Source organism: Lactococcus sp. dk101, assembly GCF_009601055.1.
GTDB lineage: Bacteria > Bacillota > Bacilli > Lactobacillales > Streptococcaceae > Lactococcus.
Map to the genome: position 1 here is coordinate 65226 of NZ_WITI01000002.1, position 25432 is coordinate 90657.

Sequence of the window (25432 nt, forward strand, 5' to 3'; positions counted from 1 at the left end):
ATTTTTGTGAGATAAATCAAAGAAGATGAAGAAATATCAGAAATGAAAACGTTAAAAAAATATTCTTGATGATTGACTTTTAATGACAAAATAGGATATGATAGACACATGCCTAAACAAAGATTTTTATCATTTATTATCGGAACAGCCGTCGAAGCAATTTTTTTCTCAATCTGTCTTTTTAGTCGAGATTGGCTTTTTGCTGGCTTTTTTGCTTTATTTTTAATCCGTCGCTTGTCAGTGTCATACAAACTGGATAAGTTTATCAAAAAGAGCGGATTGCTATAATCGAAATTCTAGGCCCATTTTATAGTCTAGCTTTTTGCGCATGCATTTTTATCCCTTATTTTGCAGCAAATCACTCAAGGAAATGATATTTTGACTTGATTTAAGGATCAATTTTATTAGTTTAAGAGGAGAAATCATGGAAGTAACAGTTCGTGAATTAGTGCAACGTGTTCGTTTTCATGTCATTTATTCGACAGAAAGCGGCTTAGCTAAAAAAATCACAACCTCGGACATCATGCGTCCGGGACTTGAAATGTCAGGCTATTTCGAATACTTCACACCAGAACGCATTCAGCTTTTTGGGATGAAAGAATGGTCTTACATGATGGACATTGTCGGAGACAATCGTTATGATTTACTCAAGAAAATCATGACCGACGTGACGCCTTGTGTGATTGTGGCGCGTGATTTGGAAATTCCCAAAGAAATGATTGCCGCAGCTAAAAAGCAAGACATTGTCCTCTTACAATCTCGCGAATCAACCAGTCGATTAAATTCAATTTTAACGACTTTCCTTGATGAAAAGCTGGCTGAACGCACTACTGTTCATGGCGTTTTGATGGATATTTTCGGTGTCGGCGTTTTGATTCAAGGAGCAAGTGGCATTGGTAAATCTGAAACTGGTCTGGAATTGGTGAAACGTGGTCATCGTCTGGTGGCTGATGACCGTGTTGATGTTTATCAACGCGATGCTTTCACTTTGTCTGGCGAACCAGCAGAGATTTTACGCAATATGATTGAGATTCGTGGTGTCGGAATTATCGATGTTATGACCCTATTTGGTGCAGGTGCTGTCAAAGACGAAACGGATATTGACATGACCATTTACCTTGAAAATTACGACACAGACAAGCAGTTTGATCGTTTGGGAAATGGCACACAAATGATTACGCTGGCTGGTGTTGAATTGCCTCAAGCAAGAATTCCAGTCAAAACGGGCCGCAACGTGTCTGTTATCATTGAAGCGGCGGTTATGAATTTCCGTGCCAAACAAATGGGCTACGACGCAACACAAGTTTTTGAAGATCGTTTGACTCATCTTATTGAAGAAAACACAGATTAAAAAATAAACTCAAAAGAAGAATATTATGAATACTATATTTCCGTTTTTAGCCCTTAGCAAAGTTGCTTTACAATTAGGCCCTTTGGCTATTCACTGGTATGCGATTTTTATCGTGAGCGGGGCTGCTATTGCGGTCTGGATGGCTTGTAAAGAAGCACCAACGAAGCTTAAAGCTGATGGCATGACGATTTCGGTTGATGACATTATTGACTTTGTTTTGATTGCCTTTCCGCTTGGATTGGTTGGTGTACGTGCTTATTATGTCGCTTTCCAATGGTCTTATTATAGTCAACACCCAGGTCAAATCATTGCTCTTTGGGATGGTGGAGGTGCCATTTACGGTGGTCTCATTGCAGGAGCAATCGTCTTGTTTATCTTTTGTTATTATCGCATGATTCATCCGCTTGACTTGCTTGACATTACGGTTCCAGGTGTAATTTTAGCACAAGGTATTGGCCGTTGGGGGAATTTTGTCAATCAAGAAGCTTATGGAAAAATCGTCGATAATCTCAATTTCTTACCCGATTTTATCAAAAATCAAATGTTCATTGACGGACATTATCGGACGCCGACTTTTTTGTATGAAAGTATTGGCGATATACTAGGTTTCCTTTTGATGGTCATTTTCCGACACCGTTTGAAATTTATCAAACGTGGGGATCTTTTTGCCTTCTATTTGATTTGGTATGGTTTTGTACGAATGATTGTTGAGGGCATGCGGACGGACAGTTTGATGCTGGGCCCAGCTCGTGTTTCACAATGGTTATCAGGCCTTTTAATTCTTGTAGGTATCGGCATCATTGCCGTTCGCCGTTATAAAAAATATGAATGAAATAAAGACTTGTCAGTACTGACAAGTTTTTTTGTCTTATATAATAAAGTTATTAACAAAAAGATAAAAAATTTGTTATAATAAAATTAAATTATAATCTGTTTCTAAGATTGTAACAGCGCTACGGCGTAAAATACAAGGAGGATCAATATGGGAAGTATTGCCTTAATGGTGATTGCTATTGCATTTGCAGTACTTGTTGTTTTCTTAGTGATTGTTTTAATCAAAGCTTCGAAAATAATGGAAGAAGCAAATCGCACAGTAAAAGTTGTTACGAGTGATGTCGATTTATTGCTTCATCAAGCCGATAATTTGATGACGAAAGCAAATGTATTGCTTGAAGATGTCAACGGCAAGGTGGCAACAATCGATCCATTATTTACGGCGGTTGCTGATTTATCAGAAAGCATTTCTGAAGTCAATGGGTCAACCCGTCGTCTTGTTTCAAAAATGAACCGTCCAAATACAGCGCGTACGGCAACGTCGGCTGTCCTTGCTGCTAAAACAGCGAAAAAATTCTTTGTTAAAAAATCTCCTGTCAAAACAGCAGATAAAAAGGTTAGCAAAGAGGTGAACACAAAAGTCGAAATAAAAGAAACTAAACCGGAGGTATAAAGATGTCTAAAAAATCAGGATTACTTATTGGTGCCCTTGTTGGTGCAGCTGCTGCCCTTTTCCTCGCTCCAAAAAAAGGAGAAGAATTGCGTGAAGATGCTGGAAAAGTCTATGATGATTTCAAAGATAATCCACAAGAAGCATTGAACCGTTGGAAAGACAACGCCATGGACTATTCAACAGAAAAGTTCAATGATGTCAAAGATAAATTTGACTCAGGCGAAATCTCAGCAGAACGCGCAAAAGACTTTTTGTTGGATAAACGCGATATCATCAAAGAAAAAGTTGATTCAGGCGAACTTTCTAAAGAATCAGTGATTGCTTTCTTCAATGCAACGCGTGATGCGATTGTTGAAAAAATCAATGAAATTACCTCAGAGAGCGAAGAACTTTTTGACGAAACAGAATCTGAAGTGACTGATGAAGTCGCAGAAGCTGCTGCCGATTTTAAAGAAAAAGCAGATCAAGTCGTTGAAGATTCAGCTGATAAAGTTGCTGAAACAGCAGAAGACATTGCTGAAAAAGCAACTGAAGATTAAAATAAAAAGTAACTGAGAGTAGCCTTTTATATGCTTAAAAATCAAAGAAAAGGCAGTATTTCAGTTATTTTTTATTTTTTATTGTATATGTAAAACAATTTCTATCTTTTATTAAGCATCTTGTAAGAAATTTACGCTATAATGGAGTTATTAATTCACAAATAGGAGATCATTATGACACAAGCAAACTTTGGTGTTGTCGGCATGGCCGTTATGGGAAAAAACCTCGCACTCAATGTTGAATCACGTGGTTATACCGTTGCACTTTTTAACCGTACAACAGCTAAAACTGAAGAAGTTATCGCTGAACACCCTGACAAAAATTTTGTCTTTACTAAAACGCTGGAAGAATTTGTTGACGCGATTGAAAAACCACGTCGAATCATGCTCATGGTCAAAGCAGGTGGCCCAACTGATGCAACAATCAAATCTTTGTTGCCCTTGCTTGATAAAGGCGATATTTTGATTGATGGTGGAAACACGCACTATCCGGATACTATCCGTCGTAATGCAGAACTTGCAGACTCAGGCATTAACTTTATCGGAACAGGTGTTTCTGGTGGTGAAAAAGGTGCGCTCTTAGGCCCATCAATGATGCCTGGTGGACAAAAAGAAGCCTATGATCTTGTTGCTCCAATTTTTGAACAAATCTCAGCAAAAGCCCCTCAAGATGGTGAACCATGTGTCACTTACATTGGCCCAAATGGTGCTGGACACTTCGTTAAAATGGTGCATAACGGCATTGAATATGGCGACATGCAACTTATCGCTGAGTCTTATGACCTTTTGAAACGCGTTCTGGGTCTATCAAATGCTGAAATTCAAGCCATTTTTGAAGAATGGAATGAAGGTGAACTTGACAGCTACCTGATTGAAATCACAAAAGAAGTTTTGAAACGTCAAGATGACGAAGGCGAAGGATTTATCGTTGATAAAATTCTTGATAAAGCTGGAAATAAAGGCACAGGAAAATGGACATCACAATCTGCACTTGACCTCGGTGTACCATTGCCATTGATTACAGAGTCTGTCTTTGCACGTTATATTTCAACATACAAGGACGAACGTGTCAAAGCAAGCAAAGTTTTGGCTGGGCCAACAGCCAACTTTACAGGCGACAAAAAAGAAGTGATTGAAAAAATCCGTCAAGCTCTGTATTTCTCAAAAATCATGTCTTATGCACAAGGTTTTGCTCAACTTCGCAAGGCTTCAGTAGAATTTGACTGGGATTTGCCATACGCTGATATCGCTAAGATTTGGCGTGCAGGCTGCATTATCCGTGCTCAATTCTTGCAAAAAATTACAGATGCTTTCAATAAAGACAAAGAACTTGAAAATCTTTTGCTTGATGACTATTTTGTTGACATCACTAAAAACTATCAAGCTGCAGTCCGTGACGTTGTTGCCCTCGCTGTTCAAACTGGAACACCAGCGCCAACATTTAGCTCTGCCATTGCTTACTATGACAGCTACCGTTCAGAAAACTTACCAGCAAATCTGATTCAAGCCCAACGCGACTACTTCGGAGCACATACTTACGAACGTACAGATAAAGAAGGTGTTTATCACTATGACTGGTACACGGAAGAATAATTAAGATAATAAAAGTCACGATTTCGTGGCTTTTTTTTGTACCCTCAAAAAATGTTAAAATATTTCGAGAGTTCTAATACGTATTATCAGGTGTAAGGGCTTCAGAAATTTGCTATAATAAAAGTATGTTAAAATAGTAGTTTTAACATACTTTTAAGAAATTAATGAGAATTAAAAAAGAAAAATTTAAACCAAGATAGATCTCGTGCCTATGGCTATAGTGATTTATTAAATAGGCTGGAGGTTAGAGATGTACGATGAAAAACTAATTAAGTCTAAAGCAAGGGTGCAACAGCATGGCGAGGTATTCACACCACATTGGATGGTGCAAAAAATGCTGGATGTTCCCGAAATAAAAAAATCTTGTGAAGATATTGAAGCTACGTTTTTAGAACCTTCTGCTGGGGATGGCAATTTTTTACTTGCAATACTGGAGCGTAAATTAGATGCTGTTACAACACAATTTAATAAAAGGTATTGGGAATCGAAATCTTTGATTGCATTATCTTCTATTTATGGAATTGAGTTTTTAGAAGATAATCTAGAACTTGCACGCTACCGAATGCGGATTTTTTATTTAGACTGGTATGAACAAAAAAATGGAGAAAAGTTAAATCCAGCAAACAAAATATACAAATCAGCAAAATTCATTATTGATAAAAATATTGTTCGAGGAAATACGTTAACAAAAAAGCATCCTGAGTATGATGAATGGATTGAGTTTTACGAATGGAAGAAAGTATATGGAAGCTCAAGTAAGGTTGAGCCTATCAAATTTACTTTTGCTTCACTTTTTAACGAAGAAGCTGAAGTTGGGGTTGTTGATGGACAAATGAGTTTTGATTTTTTATTTGACGATGAACCTCAAGCTAAACAAATCGAGGTAATTGATATTAAAGAAGCCTATAAATTGGGAGAATTATAATGAGTACAAATTTTGATTTTTTAAATTTGGAGTTAGAAACTACAGAATTATTTCAAACGGCAAATTTTGCTGAACAGAATTATACATCCAAAGATTATGAAGGAACGCTAACAAAAGTAAGAAAATTGGCTGAAAATACAGCTCAAGCTATTCTAGTAAAGGAAGGCAAAGATTTAGATGAGCGTTCAAGCTTTAATGATAATTTGCGTGAAATTAAAGCCTATCAATTTGAACCTTTTATTATAGATGCATTTTATGATGTCAAAAAATTAGGAAACGATTCGGCGCATAATCTTAATAGTCGGAGTGCTACTCAAGAGAATGCAAAACTTGCCCTTAATAAAATTTTTGTGATACTCGTTTGGTATGTAAAAAAATATATTTCACCAGATATTCAACCTGTTTATATGGATTTTCTAGAACCCCAAGCGGAGAAACTCTATCAAACGGCAGAGCGTAAGTTGATTTATATTCAAACTGTTGATAATTCCGATGGGCTTTCTCCACGATATGAAGGAACTCAAAAAATTGGCGAAGCATCGATTTCAGAGGAAGATGAGGAACAAAATACAGAGCCCAACAGTGATTTTTTGAGGAAAAAGGCCAGTCAACGGATTAAACAATATATGACAACGGCGGGATTGCCTTGGAAAATAGAATGGGCAGAACTTGCAGTTCGATATAGACCCAAAGAGTGGTTTCATGATAAAGCAGTGCATCAAGTTTTGGAACGTTCAGGTGTTAAGCGTGCTGATAAATTAGGCGGTACAGAATGGTTTCAAACTGACTTAGAAACAGCGAAACAAGCGATTGAAGCTGTTAAAAATCGGCAATCAGCCTTAAATATCGTCTCGGAACCAAGTCCTGAATATCAAATCAAACTTCGGCCCGAGCAAAAATCAGCTGTAGAACAAACAAAAAAGGTATTCAAAGATAAGAAAAATAAAAAAATGCTCTGGAATGCAAAAATGCGTTTTGGTAAAACATTGACCTCGCTCCAACTTATCAAAGATGAACACTATCAAAAAGTACTTATCATGACCCATCGTCCGGTAGTGTCAGACTCATGGTTTGAAGATTTTGGTAAAATGAAGATGGCGGACGAAAACTATCGTTTCGGTTCAGAAAATAAAGGAGAACGACTTGGAAATTTGAAATCAGGCGATACACCATTCATCTATTTTGTCTCTATTCAAAAGCTCCGTTATGATGGCGGGAAAGCAGATCTCAGCGAATTTTCAGACGTGGACTGGGATTTGATTATCATTGACGAAGCCCACGAAGGGACGCAGACGGAGCTTGCGGATAATGTGTTGAAATCTCTTAATAAAATAAATACAAAAATCCTGTCACTCAGTGGTACACCGTTCAATATTCAAGATCAATATGATGAAAAAGCTGTCTATACATGGGATTATACGATGGAGCAAAATGCTAAAAATCATTGGCACTATGAGCATCCACTTGAGCCAAATCCTTATGAAACGCTGCCAAAGGTCAATATGTACACCTTTGAAATGAAGCATAAAGAGCGATTTGCGGAAGAATCAAAAGCGTTTAATTTCCGTGAATTTTTCCGAGTAGATGAGTATGGTGAACTTGTACATAAATTAGATGTCAATGCGTTTTTGGATAATATCACGAATCAAGATAGTTCGACAAATTATCCATTTTCAACGGCTCAATATCGCAATGAACTCCGTCATACCTTGTGGCTCATGCCAGGTGTCAAAGAAGCCAACGCTTTTGAGAAATTGCTCAACGCACATCGAATTTTTGGTCAAGAATACAAAATCATCAATGTCGTTAAAAATGACAAATTCGATAATAACGAGGTCGCGACGGCAGGTGACCTCGATAAAGTTAGACAGGCTATCGGTGACCCTAGCCAGACCAAAACCATTACGTTAACAGTAAGAAAATTGACGACAGGTGTCAATATTCCTGAGTGGACGGCAGTATTATTCCTTTCAAATACGAACAGTGCGATGAACTATCTTCAAGCGGCTTTCCGTGCGCAAACGCCATTTTCTCATGAAAAGCTCGGTATGAAGAAAAATTGTTATATCTTTGACTTTGCGCCTGACCGTGCCCTTGCTGTCATGGCCGAGAGTGCGCAAATCAACTCGGGTGTCGGCAAGAAAAATACCGTTCAACAAAAAGAAGCGATGACACGCTTGCTTAATTTTATGCCGATTTTGGGACAAACAGCAAACGGTATGAAAGTTTTTAACGTGGACAATATGCTGACGCAACTCAAGAAAGTCTATGCAGAAAAAGCAGTGCGTTCAGGATTTGAAGATGACTCGCTCTATAATGATGAGCTTTTGACACTTGATGAAGCAGATTTGAATGATTTTAAGAATTTGAAAGAAATTGTCGGTAAAACGAATCTTGCAGGACTTCCAAAGAAAATTGAAATCAATAAACAAGGCTTGACCGATGAGGAGTACGATCAAGCCGAAAAAGCGCAGAAGAAGCCCAAACGTGAGCGAACGCCGGAAGAAAATGAAGCGATAGAAAAGACGAAGCAAGCTAAAAAACAACGTAAAACGATGATTTCTATTCTTCGTGGCATTTCTATCCGCATCCCGATGATGATTTACGGCATGGAACTTGATATTGATAAAGAGGTTGATATTGATGAGTTTGTCAATCAAGTGGATAGCGTTTCTTGGGAAGAATTTATGCCTAGAGGGATTAAAAAATCTGATTTCAAACGCTTTGCAAAATACTACGACCCTGAGGTTTTCATCGAGGCGGGGCGCATCATCCGTCAACGTGCCAAATCTTATGATGACTTGGAATATACCGAGCGTGCAGAGAAAATCGCAGAGCTTTTCGGGACGTTCAAAAATCCTGATAAAGAAACGGTTTTGACACCGTGGCGCGTGGTCAATCTCCAACTGTCTAAAACGATTGGTGGGCTGCGTTATTTTGATGAAAACTTTGAAAATACGACGTTGAACGGTCAAGAGTCTATTTGTTGGGTCGAAACTGACTTGAGTCATGAAGTGTTTCATCCGACGAGCAAAATTCTTGAGATCAATTCAAAGACAGGGCTTTATCCACTTTATGTCGCAAGTTCTATCTTTTATCAACAGCGAAATCAGCTCAATAATGACCGTGCAGGACAAATCAGTAAGTTGGATGAAGATGAAATCATCCAAAGAATTTTAGAGGATAACATCTATGTCATCGCCAAAACGCCGATGGCGAAGACGATTACACAGCGTACGATGGCAGGTTATAAGGATTGGACTACGAATATTTTGTATGTGGAAGATATTAACCAGAAGCTAAAAGCTAATCTTAAAAATACCGTAGAAGAAATACAAAAAGGACTGAATGTAATGAAATTTGATGTTGTGGTGGGGAATCCGCCTTATCAGGAAGAAACGAAAGATACTAGCGATATACCAATTTATCATTTATTCATGGAAGCTGCTTATTAAGTTGCAGCCAAAGCAGTTTTAATCACTCCAGCGCGATTTTTATTTAATGCAGGAAAGACACCGAAATCATGGAATGAAAAAATGCTTCAAGATAAACATTTTAAGGTTGTCTATTTTAATCAAAATAGTGCAGAAGTTTTCCCTAATACAGATATTAAAGGAGGTCTAGTTGTAAGTTATAGAGATGAGAAACAAAACTTTGGTGCTATTGATGTTTTCACTCATTTTGAAGAACTAAATACAATTCTAAAAAAAGTTGTCAATGATAAATTTGAACCATTAAGTGATTATGTGACTTTGCAAAACAAATTTAATTTAGAAGTGCTGTACAATGATTTTCCTGAATTAAAGCAGATTATCGGAAGTGATGGAAAAGAACAACGTTTAACAACACCTGCTTTTGAGCAATTATCAGTATTTACTGATGAAAAAAGGGGAAATGAAGATGTTCAAATTCTTGGGCTAACAAAGAACAAACGATTATATAAATGGATAAATAGAAAATATTTGCAAGAATATGGAAATCTTGAATCATATAAAGTTTTAGTTCCAAAAGCCAATGGAACAGGAGCGATTGGCGAAGTGCTTTCCACCCCCCTAATCGGGGAGCCCCTAATCGGGTTTACCCAAAGTTTTATTTCTTTAGGTATATTTTCTAAAGAGAATGAAGCTCAAAATATGATTAAATATATTAAAACAAAATTTGCTCGTGCAATGCTTGGGATTTTGAAAATCACACAAGATAATCCAAAGTCAACATGGCGAAAAGTCCCCCTCCAAGACTTCACATCCAACTCCGACATCGACTGGACAAAATCAATCCCTGAAATTGACCAACAACTCTATGCCAAGTATGGACTTGATGAACATGAGATTGCGTTTATTGAGGAGAAAGTTAAGCAGATGCTTTGAGCTTTAGCTCATTAGCAGTCGCTTGCCATTTTGCGTTAGTGCTTTAGCACTTTACAGCAAATGGACAGCGTAGCATGCGTTCACGAAGTGCTAGAGCGATGGATTAAAGCAAAAACTAGAGATTTAATTATCTCTAGTTTTTTGTCAAAATAAAAGAAAAAACCCAGCGACAAGCTGGATTTAATCGGAATATTTCCCTATCTCCACGCATGCGTGTACGTATAGAGCGATGAACTAAATCATCCTTTCGTTCCACATTTGGCCTATTCTGATTTTTCAGAATTATGTGGGGTACGAATACCGCGGAAGCCTTGGATACGCGTGATGTCACCTGTGAATTCCATACATCCAAGATATGTGCCATCGGCATCACGCAAGGCGTAATAATTGATGTAGCAAGTCTTTCCAGCCATTGGAAACCATTGTTCATAATGGTCTGCAGAGCCGTCGTGGAAACTGTCCAAGATTTTTTGAACGGTTGGGCGAATGCGCTCAGGTTTTTCTGGGTGCAATGAAAGTAAATCTTGTTCTAATTGGTAAGGATAGCGTTGGTGCATCCGTGTATCGCTGTCAGTAAAGTAAACAAATTTGTCATTGGCGTCGATCAAATCGATTTCAAATGGCATCATGTTAAGCATCGTTCTTAGAAGTTTTAAGTCAAAATGTCCTGTTGGTAAATTGATATTGCCCAGTTCATCAATATATGTTTTTGCGTCTTCGTCTTTTTGGTCGCGTTCGCGTGTCATAACCATGTTAATTCTCCTTATTTGATATAAAAGTCGTGATTGATAATGCGTAGTTGGTCAGCTTTAATGTTGACTAGCTTTATAGATTTGTCCTGATAGATAAAAATGGCTGAATGGGCATAATCGGCAGGGATTTCCTGTGCGAAAAAGAGCCGTGTGGTCTCAATCTCGGCATCAACCGATTTGTCAGTAATGACAGTTACGCTGACAAGGTCAGTTTCAAAAGGATAACCCGTTTTTGAATCAAAAATGTGATGATAAGATCTGCCATTGATTTCAAAATGGCGCTCTGCAATGCCAGAAGTGACCACTGAGCAATGACGCGTCAAAAGTTGCACCACAGCTTCATCAGAAGCCCCGAATGGATCGCGAATGCCAATCCGCCAGTTCTGATCGTCATGATGAGGAGCAGACCCCATAAGCACCAGATTGCCTCCCAGATTGATGATGGCAGAGCTGACACCGTAGGCAGCAAAATAATCGCGCACCCGGTCGGCGATATAGCCTTTGGCAATCGCACCCAAATCAAGTTCCATTCCAGCCTTGGGCAAAAATATGGAAAAATCTGCATCCGAAAGTTCAATCTTGTCAGGGCTGACAAGAGCCAATTTTTCCTCAATCTCGGCTGCTGTCGGAAGTTTGGCATCTTTAAAACCAATGTGCCACAGTTTGACTAAAGGGCCAATTGCAGCATTGAAGCCAAAATGTTCTTGACTTTGCTCAACTGCTTGTTTTGTCAGCTGATAGACAGCGTCGGAAACTTGGACGGCTGATTTTCCAGCGGCAAGATTGACGGTCATCAGCTCTGACAAGGGGCGATTGACCGTCAGTAAATCTTCATAATGCTGAATTAAGTGAAAAGCGCCATCAAGTAAGTTCTCGTCAGTGCTGCCATAAACGGCCAAATCAATCACAGTCCCTAAAGCACGATAACGTTTTGCAATCTGCTTTTTTGCACGTTCTTTTTCCATTTTAGTGTTTAGAGGCACCTGTTTCGCTATCAGATTTTTCCGTATCGGCTTCTGATTTTGAAGCGCCTGTGGTCAATGCAACCTTCTCAATCCACCAGCCTTCGCCTTTATCCAAGATGTGAGCATCTGCTTTTGGTGCTAAAACAACAGGTTTTGCGTGTTCAGATTTTGATGCACCAGTCTTAGCGTCGTGGGTCTCTTTTTTCGAGCTTCCCGTCTCAGCATCAGAAATTGGAAAGCCAAGATTGATTTTCTCAATCCACCAGCCCTCGCCTTTTTCAAGAATATGAGCAACTTCGTGCAGTGTGTGGACAGGTTTTTCTGTCTTTACAAGCGCTTTTCCAGTGCGGTCTTGTGCCAAATCACGCATGGATTTGACGGTTTGTGAATAAAGCATGAAATTATTGAAACAGGCTTCAAGAAAACCAATGGTGCGTTCATCTGACAGCTCATCATGTTCATTGAAACTTTTAGGTGCCCGCCCAAGCAAAAATTGATTTGAGGGCAAGACAAAAGCGTCAATGCCTGGAGAACTGAGGATTTCACGCAGATTTTGTTGGGCGAAAACGGTACCCATTTGTCCAAGAGAAGTTCCGACAATCATGACTGGCGTATTGGTCAAAGGGTGCTTGCCCCAAGAGAGCCATTCTATCAGAGATTTCAAACCTGCGGTAATGGAGTGGTCGTATTCGGGCGTTGAGAAGATGACGCCGTCTGATTCTTCAATGGCGCGCGCAATTTCATTGACACGGGCTAGTGTTGTTGCATAGTCCTCACTAAAAAGTGGAACATCTGTAATTTCTTGCACTTCAATTTGAGCTTGTGCATTGAAATGCTTTTTCATGTACCAAAGGAGTTTTCGGTTGTAAGAAAAACTGGCATTGGTTCCAACGATAGCAACGTATTTCATAGCTTGACCGTTCTATTTATTAGAAGTAGAACCGTTGTTGCAAAGCAACAAACGTCCTTTCTATAGCTTATTATTTAACAATTTCATTTTAATATAAAATTCTTGTGGTGTCAATAGAATACAGATGCTATAAAAAAAGAACAGTGAACTCACTGCTTTTCTGTCAGAGCTGACAAAAAAACGAAGGTCACCTTCGTTTTTAATGTTAATTTCTTTTTGATTATTGATTTCCTTTTTCCCATGAACGGGTACGTGTGTGGAAAATGTCCACAATTTTTGCTTGAGGAAATTCTTTTGTGTCTGCATTATTTTCAGCAATGTATTGCGCAAAATCAGGATTGTCTTGGTGAATATAAAGCAAACGTCCGCCAGATGTTACAACACGAACAAATTTTTCGTCATTAAAAATAAATCCACCGATATTGTCAAAATCGATCACTTTGTCATATTTGACAAAGAGCAAATCGCCGTCTTTCGCTTCGGTGAAGAAGTCTGAACCGACAGGTTCAATCACTTGATGGAATTCTTCAGGAACTTGTGAACTTGGTACGTCAACTTTTGAGTCCAAACGTCCTTGTTGCCATACGTAGTCACCACGATAAATGAAACTTGTGATGGTAACAGTTGTATAGCCAACTTCAGCAACAGCCTGCTGTTCCAATTTTTCTTGAATAAAATCCATAACCAATTGACGATTATCATTATTTAATTTATTAAATAATTTCTGGATTTTTTTGTGGTCACGGTCATCGCTCTTTTCAAGCAAATATTCGTCGGACACATCAAAAAAATCGGCAAGTTCTGACAGACGTCGGGCGCTAGGTTGCTTCCCAAGACGGTAATTTGCGAGAGCGTTTCGAGGATATCCCAGCTCTCGTTCGACTTGATTGAACGATTTTTTCGATTCAACAACAAGCGTTTTTAAACGATCATAAAAAGTCATTTATTAATTCTCCTCAAAAATGTAAATAAATTATTGACAAAACAAACAATCTAGTATATAATCATTTTGTATTTAATGGATTACAGAAGCTGGATTGATATTATTTCTGTCATATTGTAACATAAATAATTATATTATATCACATAAAATGATTAAATACAGTTTATGTTTTATAATTAAGCGTATTTTTCACATTTTTTTATAATATTGATTAAAATAATCCTGGTTTGGCTTTCTGCAATGTTTTTTGTTTTATTAGATTATTATTAGAGAGAAGATACTCATGCAAAAAAATGATGAAAATAAAGTGAAGCAATTAAAAGAAATCCGAGCAACATTAAAGTCACAGCGGATTACAACTATAGAATTAGCGAAGTTTTTAAACATGGACAGCGCCAATTTGTCAGACTATTTATTCTTTAGAAAGGCACCAGACGATACCCTGATTTTGAGCATTCAAGAAGCGGTGTCACAAATTAAAGAAGAAGCCAAACTCATCAGAGTCAAACCCATCACTGTGGTAGAACTTCCAAAAGTGTCACCTTCAGAAACTGACGAAAATGAAAGTCTTGACTCAGAGGAAATGACTGAAGCTGAGATTTTAGATACAGAAAAGAATTTTGAATATTCTATTCCACCATTAAAACTAGGCACAAAGATTCAATCCATAAGAAATAGACTGTCGCTTTCAGAAGCAGAATTCGCTCAAATCATGCAACCCGCCGTTTCAACTGAAACGGTCATGTACTGGGAAAATAATTTCGGTACACCTTTACTTGATTATTGCATACAAATCAGTGACATGGGCGTTGTGACACTTGATTGGTTATTAAAAGACTGAGTCGAAAAAGGGATGACGTTCCCTTTTTCATTTGGATTAAGATATTTTTGATGACTTATTTTTTAAATCTGCTATAATGGTGTCATCCAGATCTTGATAAAATTTTTTTGGAATGAAAGTTGAGGTTTTATTATGGGCAAAACTGCACATAATAAATCATTTAATAAAGCTACAAAAGCTGGGTTTATTATTGCTTTGGGTGTTGTGTATGGAGATATTGGGACAAGCCCACTCTATACCATGCAATCCATTGTTGAAGGCCAAGGTGGCCTCGCTCATATCTCTGAGGACTTTATTTTAGGGGCGGTCAGTCTGATTATTTGGACATTGACCTTGATTACAACTGTAAAATACGTCCTTATCGCTTTAAATGCAGACAATCATCATGAAGGTGGCATATTCTCACTCTTTACCTTGGTTCGTAAAATGGCCAAATGGCTAATTGTGCCTGCCATGATTGGAGGCGCAACCCTCCTTTCTGACGGCGCACTAACGCCAGCAGTGACGGTGACTTCGGCGATTGAGGGGCTAAAAGGCGTGCCAAGTTTGGCTGAACTTTATAGCAATCAAAACATTGTTGTCATAACGACTTTGATTATTTTGGCAATTTTGTTTCTCATTCAGCGGTTTGGAACGGGCTTTGTCGGAAAGATATTTGGGCCAGTCATGTTCATCTGGTTTGGCTTTTTGGGCGTTACAGGCTTGTTAAATTCGTTTGCAAATCTGGCCATTTTTAAGGCCATTAATCCCTACTATGCTATCCATCTCTTGTTCAGCACTGAGAATAAAGCCGGTTTGTTTGTCTTGGGTTCAATATTCCTTGCGACAACAGGGGCAGAAGCTTTGTATTCTGACCTCGGACACGTCGGAAAAGGCAATATTCATGTGAGTTGGCCTTTTGTCAAGATTTGTATTGTCTTGTCTTATTGTGGACAGGGCGCTTGGCTGATTGCCCACCGTGGCTCTGATTTGGGCGGACTTAATCCTTTCTTTGCCATTTTGCCGACTAATATCATGCTGTACTCGGTTATTTTGGCAACCTTTGCCTCAATCATCGCGTCGCAATCCTTGATTTCAGGTTCCTTTACCTTGGTTTCAGAAGCCATTCGTTTGAAATTGTTGCCCATGTTGAAAATCTATTATCCAGGGCAAACTTTGGGACAACTTTATATTCCAGCGGTCAATTTGGCCTTGTGGATAACAACCAGTTGCATCGTCTTGTATTTTAAGACTTCCGCACATATGGAAGCTGCATATGGCTTGGCCATCACGGTTACCATGTTGATGACAAGTATCCTCTTGTCTTATTATCTTATTCAACGTGGTTTGCCAAAATGGTTGGCATACGGCATCATGTCATTCTTTATCCTTATTGAAGGCATGTTCTTTATTGCTTCAGCTGTGAAGTTTTTGCATGGCGGCTATGTTGTTGTCATTATTGCCTTGTTAATCATGTTTGTCATGTTTATTTGGCACCACGGCAATGCGATTGTCTTTAAATACATCAAGTCCTTGAACTTGAATGACTACAAGCATCAACTCAAAGCCTTGCGCGATGACCCAACGATTGATTTGTATCAAACCAATGTGGTTTATTTGACCAGTCGAATGGATCATGAATGGATTGATCGCTCTGTTTTGTATTCGATCTTGGATAAACGGCCAAAACGTGCCAAAGTTTATTGGTTTGTCAATGTGAAAGTTACGGATGAACCATATACCGCGGAGTATAAGGTAGATATGATGGGGACGGATTATATCGTTCGCGTAGTGATATATCTTGGTTTTAGAATGCGTCAAGAAATACCACGTTATTTGAGAACCATTGTGACGGATTTGATGGAGTCTGGCCGTATTCCAATGCAACATCAGGATTACTCGATTACGCCAGGCCGTAAAGTAGGCGATTTCCGTTTTGTTGTTATTGAAGAAAAGCTGACCAATGCGCGTCAGATGAACGATTTTGATCGCTTTGTCTTGCTCACGAAGGCAACCATTAAGAAATTTACATCTTCGCCAATGCGCTGGTTTGGACTTCAATTTTCGGAAGTAACCATGGAGACCGTGCCTTTAGTGCTGTCAGATGTCCGTAATCTTGAAATTCACGAACGTATTCCAGGTGCTGAGCCAGTCGTGACAGAAGGTGTTCCTTCTACCACGAGCGAACTTAAGCCATCAGAAGTACATCAAGCTTTGAAAGCACAAGAAAAAAATTAAAATGAAAAATAAAAAAAGAGCCTCGGCTCTTTTTTTTAACGTGAATAACGTTTTCTTTGTGATTTTTTACGATTGAGTGCAATGAAATCCTCTTTTTTGGTCTTGGCAATTTCTGCAGTAAGTCCAGTGCAGACAACGATAGCTGTGGCAACAACAATCTCGATTGATTTTCCAATCAGGTAACCCTTAATCATTTTGTTCATGGCAATTCCTTTCGTTTCTGGAGAAAGTGACTCACACATCGGTTAATCGCTTTCTTGATTTCTTGTGTTATACTAAATATAGTATATTGCAGGAAAAATAGCAAGGAAAATTCATGAAAAATAAGGTAATTGTAGTCGTTGGTCCAACGGCTGTAGGTAAGACGGCATTGGGGATTGAACTCTGTCAACATTTTAATGGGGAAGTGATTTCGGGTGACTCGCAGCAGGTCTATTGCCAACTGAATATTGGTACAGCAAAAGCAACTGCTGAAGAACAAGCTGCTGCCGTTCATCATTTGATTGATGTACGTCAGCTGACTGAAAATTTCTCAGCATTTGATTTTGTCAATGAAGCCAATCGGCTGATTGAGCAACTGTTAACGGATGGAAAAGTGCCAGTCATTGTTGGAGGCACAGGACTTTATCTCCAATCTTTGATTGAAGGCTATCATCTGGGCGGACAGGAAAATCATGAGGCAATGATGGACTTGCGTGAAAGCCTGTCAGCGCTGACAGACGATGTTTTGTTTCAAAAAGTAAGTGAGCAGGGAATTAAAATTGAGGAAATTAATCGGCGTCGTGCCATTCGGGCGCTTGAATTGGCTGAGTTTGGGTCGGGAGAAAATCAAAGTTCGAACTATGATTTTCATTTGATTGGTTTAAATGCACCACGGGAGCTTTTGTATGAGCGAATCAACGCGCGTGTGGATCTGATGATGCGTAATGGCTTATTAGATGAGGCAAAAATGCTTTTTGACCAGTTTCCTGATGTTCAAGCAGCAAAAGGAATTGGTTACAAGGAATTCTTCCCTTATTTCCGTCAAGAAATCACGCTTGAGGAGGCTGTCGAATTAGTCAAACGCAATTCGAGACGCTATGCCAAACGCCAGATTACATGGTTTAAAAATCGAATGTCGGTTGACTTTGTCGATGTTTTTTCAACAGAACAAATGGAAAAAATGCGTTCTGAGGTACAACTCTTCCTCGAAGAAAAATGAGCTTCATGTTATAATAGACTAGGACTCACTTTTTAGTCGTTCAGATTTTTTAGTGAGTGCCGTCTAGAAGAACGAGAAAAATAGAATTTGGGTAACACAATGAATCAAAAATGGATTGACTTAGCCTTGAAATATGGAGGCTTTATGGAGCAAGATCGTATTTTTTTGGAAAATCGTCTTGCCAATTTGACGGATGATATGGACAAAAAAGTATTGGTTACGCCACCAGCAAGTGTCTTAAATGCTTACTTTGCAGAGCTTTATCAAAAACGTTCGCCAAAGGACGCAACGGATTACTTTTTCAATTTGTCAAAAGACTTGGAGCTTTTTCAAGAAAAACCAGATTTCCGTTTGGAAGGCAAAGCCGGAGCTGAAAATTTCCGCTTTATTCGTTTGAATTTGTCAGGGAAATCTTTTGGTTTTTGCTACAAAAATGCGCAAGAAGAGGCACTGATTTTTTGTGAGTTTCCTTTAAAAATCACGCGTGAGTTGGTCTTTGAACTGTCACAAATTTTCCCACATTATGTCCTAGTTTATGATGAAAATGAGATTGGCATGAAAAAGGCAGAATTCGGTGGAGCTTTTGAAGCAGTTGACAGCCTGTCAGCGCTGACAGATTTGGCTGAAAACGCGAATTATATGCGTTTGTCAAGCTATAATATTGATGATTTATTTGAACAGGCAGAAAAGATTGGTTACTTTGAAGCGCCAAGCCTGCAATTTTATCAAAAACAATTTAATTTGTATATCAAAAAATTATTCTAAAAAAGAGTTCTCAAAACTGGGAATTTTTTCTTTTTGACATGAAATCATGATATAATAGTAACAGAAAGAAATATATTGCGCTGCCTGACAGTGCAGAGGGAGGTTTTTATGTCAGTCCTTATCATTCCACTGATTGTGCTTGCTGCTGTTTTAATTATTTTGATTGCAAGCCTGAGTACGCTAGCCTTTGTTGTCAAACAACAAACGGTGGCCATTATCGAACGATTCGGTAAATATCAAACCACAGCAACAGCAGGTTTTCACCTGAAATTGCCATGGGGGATTGACCGAATTGCTGCACGCATCCAACTGCGTTTATTGCAAACTGAAATGACCGTTGAGACAAAAACGGCCGACAACGTCTTTGTTACCATGAATATTGCAACACAATATCGTGTTAATGAAGAATCTATCAAAGATGCCTACTACAAATTGATCAATCCAGGCGAACAAATCAAAGCTTATATTGAAGATGCGATTCGTTCGGCTGTTCCAAAATTGATTTTGGACGATGTCTTTGAGAAAAAAGATGAGATTGCCTTGGAAGTCCAAAAAACCGTTGCTGAAGAGATGCAAACGTATGGCTATATCATTGTCAAAACATTGATCACAAAAGTTGAACCTGATGCTGAAGTTAAGCAATCAATGAACGACATCAATGCGGCACAACGTAAACAAGACGCTGCTCAAATGCTTGCCAATGCCAACAAAATCCAAGTGGTTACAGCTGCCGAAGCGGAAGCTGAAAAAGACCGCCTGCGTGGGGTCGGGATTGCGGAGCAACGTAAAGCGATTGTTGATGGTTTGGCACAACAAATCACAGAAATCAAGAAAGTTGGTGTTGACCTTGACGAAGAACAAATCATGTCCATCCTCTTGACCAACCAATATCTTGATACCTTGAACCAATTTGCTGACCGCGGTAATTCAACCATTTTCTTGCCAGGTGGCGCACAAGGTGCCGATGAACTTCGGACACAAATTATGACTGCACTCGCAGGAGCTAAGAAATAAAATAAAATAAAATAAAATGAGAAAGCCATTGGTTTTTCTCGTTTTTTTTATTTTCGAAATCGAAACTTGAATTTTTTATCATTTTCCTGTAAAATAGAGAAGTTGATTAAGCGTCCGTAGTGTAATGGATATCACGCGAGATTCCGGTTCTTGCGATGGGGGTTCGATTCCCTCCGGACGCATGCTTGCAAGGTTTTATTTGCAAAAAAAACACCACAAAAATAAATCGGATATTGTGAATTTTCGCAATGTCTTTTTAATTTCATACTGTTTAACTTCTAATATATCCTTTATAAGTTAAAGTTTGCGTCCTACGCAAACCACTTCTTGCGCTAGCGCAAGGCAGTAGGTTAACTAGTATCAAAACCGATTTATTGAACGATAGAAGTAGAAGTACGATGAGGTAAATATGGAGATTCAATTTTTAGGCACAGGCGCAGGACAACCCTCTAAAAGTCGAAATACGCAGGCGATTGCCTTGAAATTACTTGATGAACGAAATGAAATTTGGCTGTTCGATTGCGGAGAGGCAACACAACACCAGATTTTAAATACAACGATTAAGCCACGCAAGATTAAAAAAATATTCATTACGCATTTGCATGGCGACCATATTTTTGGACTTCCTGGCTTTTTATCAAGTCGGAGTTTTCAGTCTTCTGAGGAACAGACCGACTTGGAAATGTATGGCCCAGTTGGATTGAAAAATTATGTGATGACAAGTTTACGCTTATCAGGTTCAAAGTTAGGTTATCGGATTATTTTTCATGAATTGGAAAATGGCGGTAAAATTTTCGAAGACGATAGTTTTGAAGTCTATGCTGAACCGCTTGACCACACCATTTTTTGTTTGGGTTACCGCGTGGTTGAAAAAAATCGTGTCGGTGAGCTTGATGCACAAGGCTTGAAAGAAGCAGGACTTCCATTTGGCCCGCTCTTTGGACAAGTGAAAAAAGGTCAAGTTGTCGAATATAAAGGCAAAATTTTTGATCCGAAAGATTTCATTGGTCAAGACAAAATTGGTAAAATTGTAACCATTTTGGGGGATACCAGAAAATCAAATGCCGCGGTAAGACTGGCTTGGGGGGCTAATTTATTGGTTCATGAGGCGACTTATGAAGCTAAAGAAAGCAAGATGGCTAGAAATCATGGACATTCGACATCAAAACAAGCTGCTGATGTGGCCAAAGAAGCAGGCGTTAATCGCCTCCTCTTGACTCATATCAGTGCAAGATATGTCAGGCCTTTGGTCAATCAACTGGCTACAGAGGCACAAGAAGTTCATGCTAACGCGTTTGTCGTGAGAGACTTTTACGAGGAAAAAATTGACTAGAAAAATTGCCATTACTGGAGCTACGGGAGACATCGCAGCACAACTGATTGAAATGCTCCCAAATGACCATCTTATCTTGTTATCACGCGACCTGTCAGCACTGACAGAAAAATATGGACATTTGGATTATGTCAGCTTGATGACGAATGATGAACTTTTGACCCATCCAAAAATGACCGTGGATATTCTCATCAACAATGCAGGATTTGGTGCTTTTAAACCTCTGTCAGCACTGACAGATGAGGAAATTAAGCAGCAATTTGAAGTGAACAGTTTATTTCCTATCCAATGCTTACGCTTTTTCAATCCACAGGTTCAGCTCATCAATATAGCATCCATCGCAGGTAAGATACCGAGTGCCAAATCCACCGTTTATGCGGCATCAAAAGCAGCTTTAATCAGTTTTTCTGACGCCTTACGGATGGAGAGACCTGATTTGATTGTCACGACAGTCAATACTGGCCCAGTCACGACCAAGTTTCATGCAGACAATGTGGACTATCTAGCCAAAGTAGGCAAAAATGCCATTTCTGCAGAAAAAGTGGCGCAAACGATTTTAAAAAATATAGGAAAAAAGAAACGCGAAATCAATTTACCGTGGACAATGGCGCTTGTTGCAAAATGCCGCAGCCTTGTTCCTGCAGTAGTAGATTATTGTGCCGTCCATTTTTTTAATTTCAAATAAAAAATTGAAATGAGATAAGGAGAACATGATACAGTCAAATTATAGCTGGAAATTGAATGAAATCGACATTCCAGAAGATTTTCTAAAATTAACCAAAAAGTTTCAATTGGATCTGTTAGCCAGTCAGCTTTTGTGGGCGAGAGGCATTCGGGATGAAGCCAGTTTACAGCGATTTTTACAGCCCAATCTGGAAGACTTACATGATCCTTTCTTGCTCCATGACATGGATAAAGCCGTGGCACGCATTTTACAAGCGATTGAGCGAAATGAAAAGATTTTGATTTATGGCGATTACGATGCAGATGGAATGACAGCAAGTTCAGTCATGAAAACGGCATTGGATGAGCTTGGAGCAGAAGTTCAAGTTTATTTGCCCAATCGTTTTACAGATGGCTATGGGCCAAACCTTGATGTGTATAAATATTTCATTGAAAATGAACACATTGATTTGATTATTACTGTGGATAATGGTGTCGCTGGATTTGAGGCGGTAAGTTATGCTCAAAATGCAGGTGTTGATGTTGTCATTACTGACCATCATAGTTTGCCAGCAGTCTTACCACCGGCTTTGGCCATTGTCCATCCAGAACATCCGGACAGTACTTATCCTTTCAAATATTTGGCAGGGGTTGGTGTTGCTTTTAAAGTGGCCTGTGCCTTATTGGATTATGCACCGACAGAGATGCTTGATTTGGTTGCCATTGGTACAATCGCCGATATGGTGTCCTTGACAGATGAAAACCGCGTTTTAGTATCCTATGGTCTTAAAATAATGGCTAATACAGAACGGGCTGGTTTGCAAGAATTGATGCGAATTGCAGGGTGTGATTTTGAAAACATCACTGAAGAAACGGTTGGCTTTCAAATTGCGCCCAGACTAAATGCCTTAGGACGTTTGGACGACCCAAATCCAGCCATTGAATTATTGACGGGCTGGGACGAAGACGAAGCAGCACAAATTGCCCAGATGATTGATGAAAAAAATACCGAACGCAAAGCCATTGTCGAGCGGATATTTGAAGAAGCCAGTCAAATGTTAACTGATGAACCTGTTCAAATCTTGTATCATGAAGATTGGCACAAGGGTGTGCTTGGTATCGTGGCAGGACGCCTCTTAGAAAAAATCCATAAGCCAGTAGTCATGTTGGCTCAAGAAGGTGATGTTTTACGCGGCTCTGCACGATCAATTGAAAATTATAATATTTTCAAAGCCCTTGATGCGCACCGCGACTTATTTGTTGCTTTTGGTGGGCACAAGCAAGCAGCAGGAATGACCATTCAACTGGACAAGATTGAAGCTGTTAAAAAGGCAATGATTGATTATATTGATCAAGAAAATCTTGATATGTCAGGTAAAAGTGAGTTGCTTCTAGCTGGAACTTGTCAACTTGATGACATCTCCTTGGCGACCATTGACGGCTTAGCGAAATTAGGCCCATTTGGAATGGATAACGCCAAGCCGAAATTCCTAATTAAAGATTTTCAAGTGCTTCAAAGTCGAAGCATGGGCAAAGACAATGCGCATTTGAAACTCAAAATTAAACAAGGCAAAACAACAGTTGATGCCGTGTATTTTGGACATGGGGCAGAACAGCTCGAATTTGAACAAACAGACAGTCAACTTGCTGTGACGCTTTCATCAAACACCTGGAATGGCAATACCAGTTTACAGTTGATGGTTGAAGATGCACAGGCAAATGGCGTTGAACTTATTGATATCCGAAGTCGGAAAATAAATTTACCAAAAAATGCAGTTGTTTTTGCAAATAATACTGTAAAAAATGATATAATAGAAGAAGTGCTTGTTTTAGCTGAAGTTCCAACCACTGATGAAGGAATGTCAGTACTGACAAAGGCAATTTTGGAGCCATCAGTTCAACTGATTTACTTCAAAAACGAGATTGATAAGGCTTATTATCTGACGGGAGCTGGTACAAGAGACCAGTTCGCTAAATTATACAAGTCTATTTATCAATTTCCCGAATTTGACATTCGATTTAAGCTGAAACAACTTGCCGATTATCTGAAAATCCCCGAAATTTTACTGATTAAAATGATTCAAATTTTTGAAGAATTAAAGTTTGTTGAAATCAAGGACGGTTTGATGAAAGTCAATAAACAAGCCGAAAAACATGAAATTTCCGAAAGTCAAATCTTTCAAGAATTGCAAAAACTTGTTAAACGTCAAGAAATGTTTGCACTTTCGCCAGTCAAAGAAATTTATCAAACTTTAAAAAAAGGAGAAGTCGAAAATTAAAACTTGTCAGCACTGCCAGTTCGGACCCCTGCAAAAGCAGCTGAGTCAGAAAGGGCATGCACAAGCGGACAAGGATTTTTGACATTAAAAAAATGGAACTTAAAGACTATATCGCAACTATCAATGATTATCCTAAAGAAGGCATCGTCTTTCGTGATATTTCACCTTTGATGGCTGACGGTAATGCTTATAATTATGCTGCTACTGAAATTGTTCAATACGCCCGTGATAAACAAATTGATATGGTCGTAGGCCCTGAAGCACGTGGATTTATCATTGGTTGTCCTGTTGCTTTTGCACTTGGTGTTGGTTTTGCGCCAGTTCGTAAACCTGGGAAATTGCCACGTGAAGTCATTTCAGCAGAATATGAAAAAGAATATGGTACAGATACTTTGACCATGCATGCTGACAGCATCAAACCAGGACAACGTGTTTTGATTGTTGACGATTTGTTGGCAACTGGTGGTACAATTCAAGCTACAATCGAATTGGTTGAAAAACTTGGCGGAATTGTTGCAGGTTGTGCTTTCTTGATTGAACTTGACGAACTTAATGGCCGTCAAAAAATCGGTGATTATGACTATAAAGTGTTGATGCACTACTAATTTTTGAATAATAATTCAAGAAAAACATAAAAAAAGCTTGCTGGAAAGCATTTACATATTGACAGTGAGCAAAAATTGATATAAGATATTACAATAAAGAGAAATCGGAAAGAGAGCTAGAAGTTGAAAATTACAGCCTTAGAAGGACAAAAAATCGAAGAACTTTCAATGATTGAAGTCGCCCACGCCATCTTGGAACAAACTGGGAAACAATTAACTTTTGCTGAAATTTTGAATGCCGTTCAAGATTATTTACAAAAATCAGATGATGAGATTAAAGCAAACATTACTCGTTTTTATACAGAAATGAATACTGACGGCAGCTTTATCCCACTTGGAAATAACATTTGGGCACTTCGTTCATGGTACGCCATTGACGAAATCGATGAAGAAGTGATTGCACTTGACGAAATCGACGACGAAGACGAAGCACCAATCAAAAAACGTAGCAAAGTCAACGCCTTTGGTATCGAAGATGAAATCGATCCTGAAGACGAAAGTGGCGACGCTGAAGCTGAAGACGAAATCATTTATGACGAAAATCCAGACGATGAAAAAGATGAAGTTGAAGCATATGATGCGGAACTTAAAGAAGTCGAATTGGACAATGTTGAAGATGATGTTGACATTGAAGTTGAAGATGACGACGAAGACGACATCGACGACGAAGACTAAAGTTGATAAAAGTGAGGCATGCGTCCTCACTTTTATGAATATTTCAT

The 25432-nt window shown here is 38.9% G+C and carries 22 protein-coding genes, 1 tRNA gene and 1 pseudogene; 19 read left to right on the forward strand and 5 right to left on the reverse strand.

Translation table 11 applies throughout. The features are described from left to right. The first annotated feature begins 108 nt into the window (after positions 1–108). The 8 genes and pseudogenes from GHI45_RS02235 (at position 109) to GHI45_RS02270 (ending at position 10222) form a co-directional block, all read left to right on the forward strand. Positions 109–288, forward strand: coding sequence for a DUF3272 family protein (locus GHI45_RS02235; RefSeq protein ID WP_147778876.1), 180 nt, complete (start codon positions 109–111; stop codon positions 286–288). A 136-nt stretch (positions 289–424) separates the two neighbouring features. Further along, positions 425–1351: an HPr(Ser) kinase/phosphatase gene (hprK, locus tag GHI45_RS02240; RefSeq protein ID WP_147778877.1), complete on the forward strand. Its 927-nt coding sequence runs from the start codon at positions 425–427 to the stop codon at positions 1349–1351. A gap of 25 nt (positions 1352–1376) precedes the next feature. Beyond that, positions 1377–2183: a prolipoprotein diacylglyceryl transferase gene (gene lgt, locus GHI45_RS02245; RefSeq protein WP_147778878.1), complete on the forward strand. Its 807-nt coding sequence runs from the start codon at positions 1377–1379 to the stop codon at positions 2181–2183. 150 nt (positions 2184–2333) lie between these two features. Next, on the forward strand, positions 2334–2798 hold the full coding sequence (locus GHI45_RS02250) for a DUF948 domain-containing protein (RefSeq protein WP_147778879.1): 465 nt from the start codon (positions 2334–2336) through the stop codon (positions 2796–2798). Positions 2799–2800: 2 nt separating this feature from the next. Continuing rightward, complete coding sequence (locus GHI45_RS02255; protein ID WP_147778880.1) at positions 2801–3337, forward strand: YtxH domain-containing protein; 537 nt, start codon at positions 2801–2803, stop codon at positions 3335–3337. Positions 3338–3511: 174 nt separating this feature from the next. After that, the gene (gene gndA / locus GHI45_RS02260; RefSeq protein WP_147778881.1) at positions 3512–4930 is read left to right on the forward strand and encodes an NADP-dependent phosphogluconate dehydrogenase; all 1419 of its coding nucleotides are present in this window, start codon (positions 3512–3514) and stop codon (positions 4928–4930) included. 250 nt (positions 4931–5180) lie between these two features. Further along, a complete protein-coding gene (locus GHI45_RS02265) occupies positions 5181–5855 on the forward strand; it encodes a methylase (protein ID WP_147778882.1) in 675 nt (224 codons plus the stop codon). Further along, positions 5855–10222 (forward strand): annotated as a pseudogene (locus GHI45_RS02270) (Eco57I restriction-modification methylase domain-containing protein). The gene GHI45_RS02265 and the pseudogene GHI45_RS02270 overlap by 1 nt, the downstream one beginning before the upstream one ends. A 263-nt stretch (positions 10223–10485) precedes the next feature. On the opposite strand, the gene GHI45_RS02275 reads toward GHI45_RS02270, so the two are convergent. The 4 genes from GHI45_RS02275 to GHI45_RS11235 all read right to left on the reverse strand — a co-directional run bounded on the left by GHI45_RS02275 (position 10486) and on the right by GHI45_RS11235 (position 13792). Next, the gene (locus tag GHI45_RS02275) at positions 10486–10974 is read right to left on the reverse strand and encodes a PAS domain-containing protein (RefSeq protein ID WP_228385995.1); all 489 of its coding nucleotides are present in this window, start codon (positions 10972–10974) and stop codon (positions 10486–10488) included. 11 nt (positions 10975–10985) lie between these two features. Next, positions 10986–11939: an FAD:protein FMN transferase gene (locus GHI45_RS02280; RefSeq protein ID WP_147778883.1), complete on the reverse strand. Its 954-nt coding sequence runs from the start codon at positions 11937–11939 to the stop codon at positions 10986–10988. A 1-nt stretch (position 11940) separates the two neighbouring features. After that, positions 11941–12849: an NADPH-dependent FMN reductase gene (locus GHI45_RS02285; RefSeq protein ID WP_147778884.1), complete on the reverse strand. Its 909-nt coding sequence runs from the start codon at positions 12847–12849 to the stop codon at positions 11941–11943. A gap of 220 nt (positions 12850–13069) precedes the next feature. After that, positions 13070–13792, reverse strand: coding sequence for a helix-turn-helix transcriptional regulator (locus GHI45_RS11235; RefSeq protein WP_187230038.1), 723 nt, complete (start codon positions 13790–13792; stop codon positions 13070–13072). Positions 13793–14075: 283 nt separating this feature from the next. On the opposite strand from GHI45_RS11235, the gene GHI45_RS02295 reads away from it, so the two are divergent. Further along, positions 14076–14633 carry a hypothetical protein gene (locus GHI45_RS02295; protein ID WP_147778885.1) on the forward strand — a complete coding sequence of 186 codons (558 nt, stop codon included), beginning with the start codon at positions 14076–14078 and terminating at the stop codon, positions 14631–14633. A gap of 132 nt (positions 14634–14765) precedes the next feature. Beyond that, a complete protein-coding gene (locus GHI45_RS02300) occupies positions 14766–16850 on the forward strand; it encodes a potassium transporter Kup (protein WP_147778886.1) in 2085 nt (694 codons plus the stop codon). 35 nt (positions 16851–16885) lie between these two features. On the opposite strand, the gene GHI45_RS02305 is transcribed toward GHI45_RS02300, so the two are convergent. Beyond that, positions 16886–17053 (reverse strand): DUF3042 family protein, encoded by a 168-nt coding sequence (locus tag GHI45_RS02305; RefSeq protein ID WP_147779126.1) that lies wholly within the window; start codon positions 17051–17053, stop codon positions 16886–16888. 113 nt (positions 17054–17166) lie between these two features. Between GHI45_RS02305 and miaA the strand changes: the two genes are divergently transcribed. From miaA to rpoE, 9 genes are all read left to right on the forward strand, one after another. Then, positions 17167–18051 carry a tRNA (adenosine(37)-N6)-dimethylallyltransferase MiaA gene (miaA, locus tag GHI45_RS02310; protein ID WP_147778887.1) on the forward strand — a complete coding sequence of 295 codons (885 nt, stop codon included), beginning with the start codon at positions 17167–17169 and terminating at the stop codon, positions 18049–18051. A gap of 99 nt (positions 18052–18150) precedes the next feature. Continuing rightward, positions 18151–18816, forward strand: coding sequence for a hypothetical protein (locus GHI45_RS02315; RefSeq protein ID WP_147778888.1), 666 nt, complete (start codon positions 18151–18153; stop codon positions 18814–18816). A 108-nt stretch (positions 18817–18924) separates the two neighbouring features. Beyond that, positions 18925–19830: an SPFH domain-containing protein gene (locus GHI45_RS02320; protein ID WP_147778889.1), complete on the forward strand. Its 906-nt coding sequence runs from the start codon at positions 18925–18927 to the stop codon at positions 19828–19830. Between the two features lie 110 nt (positions 19831–19940). After that, positions 19941–20012 (forward strand) — tRNA-Arg (locus GHI45_RS02325). 227 nt (positions 20013–20239) lie between these two features. After that, entirely contained in the window at positions 20240–21163 is a 924-nt protein-coding gene (gene rnz, locus GHI45_RS02330; protein ID WP_147778890.1) for a ribonuclease Z, read from the forward strand. After that, positions 21156–21848 carry an SDR family oxidoreductase gene (locus GHI45_RS02335; protein ID WP_147778891.1) on the forward strand — a complete coding sequence of 231 codons (693 nt, stop codon included), beginning with the start codon at positions 21156–21158 and terminating at the stop codon, positions 21846–21848. The genes rnz and GHI45_RS02335 overlap by 8 nt, the downstream gene beginning before the upstream one ends. A gap of 25 nt (positions 21849–21873) precedes the next feature. Beyond that, the gene (recJ, locus tag GHI45_RS02340; protein WP_147778892.1) at positions 21874–24105 is read left to right on the forward strand and encodes a single-stranded-DNA-specific exonuclease RecJ; all 2232 of its coding nucleotides are present in this window, start codon (positions 21874–21876) and stop codon (positions 24103–24105) included. Between the two features lie 92 nt (positions 24106–24197). Continuing rightward, complete coding sequence (locus GHI45_RS02345; RefSeq protein ID WP_147778893.1) at positions 24198–24710, forward strand: adenine phosphoribosyltransferase; 513 nt, start codon at positions 24198–24200, stop codon at positions 24708–24710. Between the two features lie 123 nt (positions 24711–24833). Further along, a complete protein-coding gene (gene rpoE, locus GHI45_RS02350) occupies positions 24834–25385 on the forward strand; it encodes a DNA-directed RNA polymerase subunit delta (protein ID WP_147778894.1) in 552 nt (183 codons plus the stop codon). The last annotated feature ends 47 nt before the right edge of the window (positions 25386–25432 follow it).

What these genes read in the sequence shown, in the direction of transcription:
- GHI45_RS02275 (WP_228385995.1), bottom strand. Translation starts at nt 10,974, where the DNA reads ATGGTTATGACACGCGAACGCGACCAAAAAGACGAAGACGCAAAAACA.
- GHI45_RS11235 (WP_187230038.1), bottom strand. Translation starts at nt 13,792, where the DNA reads ATGACTTTTTATGATCGTTTAAAAACGCTTGTTGTTGAATCGAAAAAA.
- GHI45_RS02285 (WP_147778884.1), bottom strand. Translation starts at nt 12,849, where the DNA reads ATGAAATACGTTGCTATCGTTGGAACCAATGCCAGTTTTTCTTACAAC.
- GHI45_RS02320 (WP_147778889.1), top strand. Translation starts at nt 18,925, where the DNA reads ATGTCAGTCCTTATCATTCCACTGATTGTGCTTGCTGCTGTTTTAATT.
- GHI45_RS02295 (WP_147778885.1), top strand. Translation starts at nt 14,076, where the DNA reads ATGCAAAAAAATGATGAAAATAAAGTGAAGCAATTAAAAGAAATCCGA.
- lgt (WP_147778878.1), top strand. Translation starts at nt 1,377, where the DNA reads ATGAATACTATATTTCCGTTTTTAGCCCTTAGCAAAGTTGCTTTACAA.
- recJ (WP_147778892.1), top strand. Translation starts at nt 21,874, where the DNA reads ATGATACAGTCAAATTATAGCTGGAAATTGAATGAAATCGACATTCCA.
- hprK (WP_147778877.1), top strand. Translation starts at nt 425, where the DNA reads ATGGAAGTAACAGTTCGTGAATTAGTGCAACGTGTTCGTTTTCATGTC.
- GHI45_RS02280 (WP_147778883.1), bottom strand. Translation starts at nt 11,939, where the DNA reads ATGGAAAAAGAACGTGCAAAAAAGCAGATTGCAAAACGTTATCGTGCT.
- GHI45_RS02345 (WP_147778893.1), top strand. Translation starts at nt 24,198, where the DNA reads ATGGAACTTAAAGACTATATCGCAACTATCAATGATTATCCTAAAGAA.
- GHI45_RS02265 (WP_147778882.1), top strand. Translation starts at nt 5,181, where the DNA reads ATGTACGATGAAAAACTAATTAAGTCTAAAGCAAGGGTGCAACAGCAT.
- rnz (WP_147778890.1), top strand. Translation starts at nt 20,240, where the DNA reads ATGGAGATTCAATTTTTAGGCACAGGCGCAGGACAACCCTCTAAAAGT.
- miaA (WP_147778887.1), top strand. Translation starts at nt 17,167, where the DNA reads ATGAAAAATAAGGTAATTGTAGTCGTTGGTCCAACGGCTGTAGGTAAG.
- gndA (WP_147778881.1), top strand. Translation starts at nt 3,512, where the DNA reads ATGACACAAGCAAACTTTGGTGTTGTCGGCATGGCCGTTATGGGAAAA.
- GHI45_RS02305 (WP_147779126.1), bottom strand. Translation starts at nt 17,053, where the DNA reads ATGAACAAAATGATTAAGGGTTACCTGATTGGAAAATCAATCGAGATT.
- GHI45_RS02255 (WP_147778880.1), top strand. Translation starts at nt 2,801, where the DNA reads ATGTCTAAAAAATCAGGATTACTTATTGGTGCCCTTGTTGGTGCAGCT.
- GHI45_RS02235 (WP_147778876.1), top strand. Translation starts at nt 109, where the DNA reads ATGCCTAAACAAAGATTTTTATCATTTATTATCGGAACAGCCGTCGAA.
- GHI45_RS02250 (WP_147778879.1), top strand. Translation starts at nt 2,334, where the DNA reads ATGGGAAGTATTGCCTTAATGGTGATTGCTATTGCATTTGCAGTACTT.
- GHI45_RS02300 (WP_147778886.1), top strand. Translation starts at nt 14,766, where the DNA reads ATGGGCAAAACTGCACATAATAAATCATTTAATAAAGCTACAAAAGCT.
- GHI45_RS02315 (WP_147778888.1), top strand. Translation starts at nt 18,151, where the DNA reads ATGAATCAAAAATGGATTGACTTAGCCTTGAAATATGGAGGCTTTATG.